At 69.9% G+C, this 5,392-nt stretch carries 5 protein-coding genes, 2 tRNA genes and 2 pseudogenes; 3 read left to right on the forward strand and 6 right to left on the reverse strand.

Going from position 1 to position 5,392, the window contains the following annotated elements; translation table 11 throughout:
- Positions 1-65: 65 nt before the first annotated feature.
- Entirely contained in the window at positions 66-632 is a 567-nt protein-coding gene (locus C1I97_RS30495; RefSeq protein ID WP_111006329.1) for a DUF4365 domain-containing protein, read from the reverse strand.
- Positions 633-801: 169 nt separating this feature from the next.
- On the opposite strand from C1I97_RS30495, the gene C1I97_RS30500 reads away from it, so the two are divergent.
- Positions 802-1,530, forward strand: a complete 729-nt coding sequence (locus C1I97_RS30500; protein ID WP_111006326.1) for a 3'-5' exonuclease — start codon at positions 802-804, stop codon at positions 1,528-1,530.
- A gap of 51 nt (positions 1,531-1,581) precedes the next feature.
- On the opposite strand, the gene C1I97_RS30505 is transcribed toward C1I97_RS30500, so the two are convergent.
- The 5 genes and pseudogenes from C1I97_RS30505 to C1I97_RS30520 all read right to left on the reverse strand — a co-directional run bounded on the left by C1I97_RS30505 (position 1,582) and on the right by C1I97_RS30520 (position 3,933).
- A tRNA-Val gene (locus tag C1I97_RS30505) sits at positions 1,582-1,653 on the reverse strand.
- 117 nt (positions 1,654-1,770) lie between these two features.
- Positions 1,771-2,669, reverse strand: a pseudogene (locus C1I97_RS30510) (exo-rhamnogalacturonan lyase family protein); the annotation flags it as partial.
- A 36-nt stretch (positions 2,670-2,705) separates the two neighbouring features.
- A pseudogene (locus C1I97_RS40245) lies at positions 2,706-3,068 on the reverse strand (ABC transporter substrate-binding protein); the annotation flags it as partial.
- Between the two features lie 249 nt (positions 3,069-3,317).
- Positions 3,318-3,389: transfer RNA gene (locus C1I97_RS30515), tRNA-Val, on the reverse strand.
- A 79-nt stretch (positions 3,390-3,468) separates the two neighbouring features.
- Complete coding sequence (locus tag C1I97_RS30520) at positions 3,469-3,933, reverse strand: TIGR02611 family protein (protein WP_111006327.1); 465 nt, start codon at positions 3,931-3,933, stop codon at positions 3,469-3,471.
- A gap of 191 nt (positions 3,934-4,124) precedes the next feature.
- On the opposite strand from C1I97_RS30520, the gene C1I97_RS30525 reads away from it, so the two are divergent.
- Both C1I97_RS30525 and C1I97_RS30530 read left to right on the forward strand, forming a co-directional pair.
- Positions 4,125-4,538 (forward strand): SsgA family sporulation/cell division regulator, encoded by a 414-nt coding sequence (locus tag C1I97_RS30525; protein ID WP_004002642.1) that lies wholly within the window; start codon positions 4,125-4,127, stop codon positions 4,536-4,538.
- Between the two features lie 234 nt (positions 4,539-4,772).
- Entirely contained in the window at positions 4,773-5,336 is a 564-nt protein-coding gene (locus tag C1I97_RS30530) for a CGNR zinc finger domain-containing protein (RefSeq protein ID WP_111006328.1), read from the forward strand.
- The last annotated feature ends 56 nt before the right edge of the window (positions 5,337-5,392 follow it).

Raw genomic sequence — 5,392 nt, forward strand, 5'->3', positions numbered from 1 at the left:
GTTCCAGGAGGCGTCGACGGGGTGCGGGCGCGCGGATCGCGGGGGCTCGCCGAGGGAGCGGTGATTCATGGTCTGCCTCCCGTCCCGACCCGCGTCATGATCTCGCACAGGGCCCGGTCGTCGAAGATGCGCGAGGTCGGGATCCGCACGGTGGTGCGGTGCCGGCCGGTGACGGGGTGGTCGGCGAGGTTGACCCAGTAGCAGCAGTGCCTGAGGTCGAGCCGGTCGTGGCCGGCGCGCAGCCACTGGTCCTGCGACCGGGGCACGATCATGACGACGAGGATCTTGTGCACCGAGACCGGGGTGCGGGCGAGCTTGGCCAGGTGGGCGTTGTCGAGGGTGAAGGAGAAGGACCGGCCCGGGGGGTTGGGCGGTATCTGGTAGGTGCACTTCAGCTGCACCTTGATGGTCACCTCGTCGTCGACGGTGTGCCCGGGGGCGCTGTGGCTGACGTGCCAGTCGATGCCGTTGTCGGGGAAGGGCTGGGACAGCGAGCAGCCGGCCGCGGCGGCGACCGCGTGCAGGTAGCCCACCTGCAGTGTCTCCATGCAGGCGGTGGTGGCGAGTGTGCCCCGTGGGGCGTCCGTGTGCTCGGGCAGCAGCCCGCTCCGCTCGGGCTGCGCCATCACCATGACCAACAGCCTTCCACGCTTGGTGAATCCCCGCTGCGGGCCCGTGAACTGCAAAGACCCGTACTCCTGTTGTGTCCTTCCGGCGTACGGCGCAAACAGCCCGGGTATCACCAAACGGGCAGAAGACGGTGCGTCGGCTGCCATGGGTGAGCGAGGGGTTGTGGGGCGTATGGCGTGCTGGTACGAGGGGCCTCTGGCCGCGTTCGACACGGAGACCACGGGTGTCGACGTCGAGACCGACCGCATCGTGTCGGCCGCCGTCGTCGTCCAGGACGCCCCGGGTCTCCGGCCGCGGGTGACCCGTTGGCTGGTGAACCCGGGCGTGCCGGTGCCCGGGGCGGCGACGGCGGTGCACGGGCTGACGGAGGAACACCTGCAGCGCAACGGGCGTTGGCCGGCGCCGGTGATGTACGAGTTGGCCGAGCAGTTGGCGGAGCAGGCCGCGCGGGGCCGTCCGCTGGTGGTGATGAACGCGCCGTTCGATCTGACGCTGTTCGACCGGGAGTTGCGCCGTCACCGGGCCTCGTCGCTGCAGCGCTGGTTCGAGTCCTCGCCGTTGTGCGTGCTCGACCCGCGGGTGCTGGACAAGCACCTGGACCGCTATCGCAAGGGGCGGCGGACGCTTGCCGATCTGTGCGCGCACTACGGGGTCGAGCTGGCCGACGCGCACGACGCGGCGGCGGACGCGCTGGCCGCGCTGGAGGTCGTGCGGGCGCTGGGCCGCCGCTTCGCGGCCCGTCTGGAGCATTCGACCCCGGTCGAGCTGCACACCCTGCAGGCCGGGTGGCACGCGGCCCAGGCCCATGGGCTGCAGGCGTGGTTCGCGCGCAGCGGGACGGAGGAGACGGTGGATCCGTCGTGGCCGCTGCGTCCGGAGCTTCCGGCGGCGGCCGCGTAGGCGTGTACGCGAAAGGCCGGTCCGCTGCGGCGGACCGGCCTTTTCCCCGGGTGGGCGATACTGGGTTCGAACCAGTGACCTCTTCGGTGTGAACGAAGCGCTCTCCCACTGAGCTAATCGCCCGGGAACGCACTGAACGATACAGGTCCCGACGGGCTTCCTCCAAACCGCTTCGGTGAGGGAGCACCGTCCCCCGTGCTGCGGCGCTCCCCCACCACTCGCTTCCTCACCCCTCGCTCGTCACGAAGGCATCCGGTCACCGAGCAGCGCCAGGTTCTCGATGGCGGCGAGACCGTAGAGCGCGGTGTCGTTGGTGGACACCCAGGCGGCCTCGCTGCCCGGAACCAGCGTGTCCGGTCCGCTCAGCTTCTCCGTCCGCCACGGCGAGGACTCGGTGCAGCCGTCGGAGCCGTAGACCTTCGCCCAGGCGCGCCGGGCGAGTTCCTCGTCGCCGGCCTGGACGGCGGCGTACGCGTCCATGCGCGAGTGTCCCTGGAAGAGGATGAGCGAGCCGAAGTCGGAGCCGTAGCGCGCCGCCTGTTCGGCCTTGCTCCCGTTGAAGTAGCGGCAGTAGTCCAGGGAGGCCTCCTTGAACTCGGGCATGTCGACGAGGTCGACGAGTTCGGCGCACAGTTCGTTGAGGCCGAAGACGCCCGAGAGGTGGGAGACGTCGACGACCGGTTCCGGGGCAACGGCGAACCTGCCCGTGTCCAGGTCGTACAGGCCACTGCCCTGTACGAAGCCGTTCGGCTGGGCGGCGATCGTCTCCATGGTGGACAGCACGCGTGCCCTGGCCTTCTTCCACTGGGGCCCTTGCGCTCCCACTCGGTGAGCCAGGCGGAGACCAGACCGCTCCAGTCGGTGCCGAAGCCGATGGACAGGGCGTGCCGGGCGGGCGTGTACGGCTCGGTGCGGATCTTGCGGAGCGAGTCGAGGGCGAGGAAGGTCTCGTCGGAGTCGACGTTGGCGTGCATCAGGTCGCCCACGCGTTCGTCGGCGGTGAGGAAGCAGGAGAAGCGCCGGTAGGTGGTGTTGGCGATGCGCTGCTGCTTGGCGCTGTCGGCGAAGTGCTGCGCGCCGTGCCGGGTGCCGAGGCCGGCCCAGGTGCCGAGCTGCTTGCCGTCGACCTCGCCGACCTCGGTGACACCGGCGCGGAAGTCGTCCAGGTTCGGATTGCCCGCGTCGCTCTGCGGTTTCAGATCGAGCAGGACTCCCCTTTTGTCGTACTTCCGAAGAAAAGTGACGGCGTTTTGGAAAACATCCGGGGGATTTCCGCCGGAGGCCTGCGTCTGGAACTTCTCCCAGAAAGACTGGTAGGTCTGAAAGTCGATCTTCACCCTGATCTCCGGGTACTTCTTCTCGAAGAGCGCGATGGTCCGGTCGATCCTCTTGGCGCGTTCTTCGGCGCCCCACCACGAGTAACGGATCGTCACCGTCCCGTCCCCGGAACTGCTTTCTCCCCCGCACCCGGTCGTCGCGCCGAGCCCGAGCACGGCCGCCGATGCCCCGGCCGCCTTCAGAACCGTCCGCCGCTCCATGCTCCTGCCGATTCCCACAGTCGGGCCCTCCCTGCGACGTCACCCCTGGTTGTGAATCGTTTCAAGCAAGCGCTTGCTGACACAAGGCACGGAGGGCCCGGAGGCGCGTCAATGATTCGGACAGGAATTTCTCACCGGGTGCGCGATGGCGCGGCGGCCTCACCCGGTTCACACCCGGACGGTCGCGGACCGGCGCGACGAACGACGGCGGCCCGCCTGCGTGAGCGCAGGCGGGCCGCCGGTTCCGGGTGGGCGATACTGGGTTCGAACCAGTGACCTCTTCGGTGTGAACGAAGCGCTCTCCCACTGAGCTAATCGCCCGGGCACGAGGAGAACATTACCGCATGTCAGGGACGCCCGGGGCCAGGGACGGCGACCGGCCGCCCGGAACCGGCCCCGATCACCGGTGCGCGATGTCCCAGGGCACCGTGAGGCCGAACTCCCGGACGTACACCCCGGCCAGCACCGCGGTGATCACCAGGCCGGTCACGGTCAGGGCGATGTTGCGCCGGCGCACCCTGGGGTCGAGGGCCCGCTGGGCCATCGCGGTGACCTTGCGCTTGGTCCAGCGCAGCGCGAGCTGGGCCCACACGAACTCGGTCGCCCAGATCGCCATGCCGCCGAAGATCACGACCCAGCCCGGTCCGGGGAACGCGAGCATGACGATCCCGGCGACCACGACCGCGAGGCCGACGACGAAGACCCCGGCCTGCCAGCTCAGGTGCAGCACACGGCGCGACCGGACGAACGCGGGGGCCCGTGACCCGAGTCCCCGCCGGTCCCGCGCCCGGTCGGTCTCGGCCTCGGTCCTCGCCGGATCCGGTGTCACGGCCGCCTCATCCGGCTCGTCACTGCCCGTATTCATATGGTCAAACACTACCGGAGAGAAACCAGTCACCGGATTGGACGTACCGCGCGAACCGACTCTCGGCCGGAAGAGTTACGTAAAGCCAGGCAAAACCCTCAGAGGGGTTTACAACGGCACCGTAGGTGGCATGTCGATTTCGCCGACGTGCGAATCCCCGAGCGCACACTGAGCGAAAGGCCCTGGCGCTTATGAACACCACGGTCAGCTGCGAGCTGCACCTGCGCCTCGTTGTGTCGAGCGAGTCCTCCCTGCCTGTCCCCGCAGGCCTGCGGTACGACACGGCCGACCCCTACGCCGTGCACGCCACCTTCCACACCGGAGCCGAGGAAACCGTCGAGTGGGTGTTCGCCCGCGACCTCCTCGCCGAGGGGCTTCACCGTCCCACCGGCACCGGCGACGTCCGAGTCTGGCCATCGCGCAGCCATGGGCAGGGCGTCGTATGCATCGCCCTGAGCTCCCCGGAGGGCGAGGCCCTGCTCGAGGCCCCGGCGCGGGCCCTGGAGTCCTTCCTGAAGCGGACGGACGCGGCCGTGCCTCCCGGCACGGAACACCGGCACTTCGATCTGGATCAGGAGCTCTCGCACATCCTCGCGGAAAGTTAGCGACAGGCCTCTCGAGGCCCCGCAGACCGCCCGTTGCCGTCCACTCGGGGAGACGGCTCGGGCCGGGACAACCGCATACAGGACACACCGGCACCGGCCCTCCCCCGGCGGGGGCCCGGTGCCGGTGTGCCCGCGTGGCGCGGCGGCACCGTCGGTGCTCGGGTGTGCGCGGAGCCACTACCATCGGCCTGCATCGGCGGGCGTGTGCCCGATCCCCAGGCCAGGGAGCGAAACGTGTTGATCACCCACGACACCCGGTGCGCGCTGGACACCGTGGTGGATCTGGTGAACACCGCGCCGGAGGACGATGCGGCGCCGGACGGGCTGACGGACGTCGCGGCACTCGAGGATTTCGTACGAAACCACAAGATGAGTGATGTCGGGACACTGTCGGAGGTCGATCTCTCGGCGGTGCGCGGGATCCGCGGCCGGTTCGCCGGAATCTTCGCGGCCCCGGACTGCCGGACCGCCGCGTGCATGATCAACGAGCTGGTCGCCGCCGCCGGCACCACGCCCCGGCTGACGGATCACGACGGGTACGACTGGCACATCCACTACTTCGCGCCCGGCGCCTCCGTGGCCGACCACCTGGCCGCCGACGGCGGCATGGCGCTCGCGTTCTTCGTGGTGGCCGGGGAGCGGGAGCGGCTGCGGCGCTGCGAGGCCCCCGACTGCCGGCGTGCCTTCGTCGATCTCTCCCGCAACCGCTCGCGGCGGTACTGCGACAGCCGTACGTGCGGCAACCGTCTGCATGTGGCCGCCTACCGGGCACGCCGCAAGGAGGCGACGACGGGCTGAGCGCCACGGCCGGGCGCCATGGGCCGGGCGGCGGCCGGTCGCGGGCGGGAGGGGGG

The organism is Streptomyces sp. NTH33, assembly GCF_003236365.1.
Taxonomy (GTDB): domain Bacteria; phylum Actinomycetota; class Actinomycetes; order Streptomycetales; family Streptomycetaceae; genus Streptomyces.

Bases quoted from the DNA above. Each gene is read 5' to 3' on its own strand.
- C1I97_RS30520 (WP_111006327.1), bottom strand. From the start codon at position 3,933: ATGAATACGGGCAGTGACGAGCCGGATGAGGCGGCCGTGACACCGGAT.
- C1I97_RS30495 (WP_111006329.1), bottom strand. From the start codon at position 632: ATGGTGATGGCGCAGCCCGAGCGGAGCGGGCTGCTGCCCGAGCACACG.
- C1I97_RS30525 (WP_004002642.1), top strand. From the start codon at position 4,125: ATGAACACCACGGTCAGCTGCGAGCTGCACCTGCGCCTCGTTGTGTCG.
- C1I97_RS30500 (WP_111006326.1), top strand. From the start codon at position 802: ATGGCGTGCTGGTACGAGGGGCCTCTGGCCGCGTTCGACACGGAGACC.